The sequence below is a fragment of the Stenotrophomonas sp. 3diitr2024 genome, assembly GCF_042136455.1.
Classification (GTDB): Bacteria; Pseudomonadota; Gammaproteobacteria; order Xanthomonadales; family Xanthomonadaceae; genus Stenotrophomonas; species Stenotrophomonas sepilia.
Genome location: NZ_JBHHMJ010000667.1, coordinates 1 through 2,009, shown reverse-complemented (window position 1 = coordinate 2,009; position 2,009 = coordinate 1). Strand labels below are relative to the sequence as shown.

Genomic DNA, 2,009 nt, shown 5'->3' with positions numbered 1-2,009 from the left:
GGAGCCTTTTCCGAAGGAAAGGGCTCCGACCCCGGAAGTACTCATTGATCGGCCGCCACGAAACCACCGGTCTGCCGCGCCCACAGGCGCGCGTACAGGCCACCGGCCGCAATCAGTTCGGCATGGCTGCCGGTCTCGACGATGCGGCCCTGGTCCATCACCACCAGCCGGTCCATGCGCGCGATGGTCGAGAGCCGGTGCGCGATCGCGATCACCGTCTTGCCGCCCATCAGCTCATCCAGGCTGTCCTGGATCGCCGCTTCCACTTCCGAGTCCAGCGCCGAGGTCGCTTCGTCCAGCACCAGGATCGGCGCGTCCTTCAGCAGCACGCGGGCAATGGCGATGCGCTGGCGCTGGCCACCGGACAGCTTCACCCCGCGCTCGCCGACATGCGCGTCGTAGCCACGACGCCCCTGCCCGTCCACCAGCGTATCGATGAAGGCTTCGGCACGCGCCTTGGCTACGGCAGCACGCAGCTGCTCCTCGGTCGCATCGGGGCGGCCGTACAGCAGGTTGTCGCGGATCGAGCGATGCAGCAGCGAGGTGTCCTGGGTGACCACGCCGATCTGCTGGCGCAGGCTTTCCTGGGTGACGCAGGCGATGTCCTGGCCGTCGATCAGGATGCGGCCGCTCTCCAGGTCGTACAGGCGCAGCAGCACGTTCACCAGGGTCGACTTGCCGGCACCGGAAGGACCGACCAGGCCGATCTTCTCGCCCGGCTTCACCACCAGGTCGAGGCCGGCGATCACGCCGCCCTTCTTGCCGTAATGGAAGTGGATGTCCTGGAAGTGCACGCCACCGCGGGTCACCTGCAGCGGCACCGCGTCCCCGCGGTCCTGCACGGTCAGCGGCTGGGCGATGGTCGTGATGCCATCCTGCACCGTGCCGATGTCCTCGAAGATGCCGTTGATGGTCCACATGATCCAGCCGGACATGTTGTGGATGCGGATCACCAGGCCGGTCGCCAGCGTGATCGCGCCCACGGTGATATGGCCGCCATACCACAGCCACAGCGCGAGCCCACAGGTGCCGGCAATCAGGAAACCGTTGACGATGGCGATGGTCAGGTCCATGCCGGTGGTTACCCGGGTCTGCGCGCGGTGCTTGACCGCCAGTTCCTGGATCGACTCGGCCACGTAGGCCTGTTCGCGCCCGCCATGGGCGAACAGTTTCAGCGTGGGAATGTTGGTGTAGCCATCGACGATGCGGCCCATCGCCTTGGAGCGCGCTTCGGACGCAATCCAGGCTCGTTCCTTCGCGCGCGGCACGAAGTAGACCATGATCACCGCGTAGGCCAGCAGCCACAGGACCAGCGGCACCATCAACCGCCAGTCCGCCTGCGCGAACAGGTACAGCGCCGTGCCGGTATAGACCACGATGTACCAGAGCGAATCGACCATCTGTACCGCCGACTCGCGCAGCGAGGTACCGGTCTGCATCACCCGGTTGGCGACGCTGCCGGCGAAGTCGTTCTGGAAGAAGCTCAGGCTCTGCCGTACCACGTAGTTGTGCATCAGCCAGCGCGAGCGGTTGCTCAGGCCGGGCACGATCGCCTGGTTGACCAGCAGGTTGTGCAGGCCCACCAGGATCGGCCGCGCGATGACCGTGATGAACAGCATCCAGCCCAGTTCATTGGCATGGCGCTTGAAGAAATCGGCACCGGGCTGCTCGGCGACCATGTCGACGATGCGGCCCAGGTAGTCGAACATGGCCACTTCCACCAGCGCCAGCAGCAGGCCGGCAATCAGGGTCGCCAGCAGCACCGGCCAGACCGGGCGCAGGTAGTGCAGGTAGAACGGCAGCACCTTGCGCGGTGGCATGCGCCCATCCACGGGCGGGAAAACCGGGATCAGGGATTCAAACCAACGGAACATCGCATTCCCTCGCCATCAATAGCCGGCGGAGTATCCCACGCCGGATGTGTACGCCGGCCGACGATGCCGCGGCGCCGGTAGTGCCGGCCGCTGGCCGGCAACCTCGCGACGTTTCCAGGGATCATGAGGTTGCCG

Annotated in this window: 1 protein-coding gene; it reads right to left on the bottom strand. The window is 66.1% G+C overall.

Annotation, left to right across the window (positions count from 1 at the left end; translation table 11 throughout):
* Positions 1–41 precede the first annotated feature (41 nt).
* Positions 42–1,874, bottom strand: a complete 1,833-nt coding sequence (gene smrA, locus ABGA94_RS17075) for a multidrug efflux ABC transporter SmrA (protein ID WP_375367836.1) — start codon at positions 1,872–1,874, stop codon at positions 42–44.
* Positions 1,875–2,009: the final 135 nt, after the last annotated feature.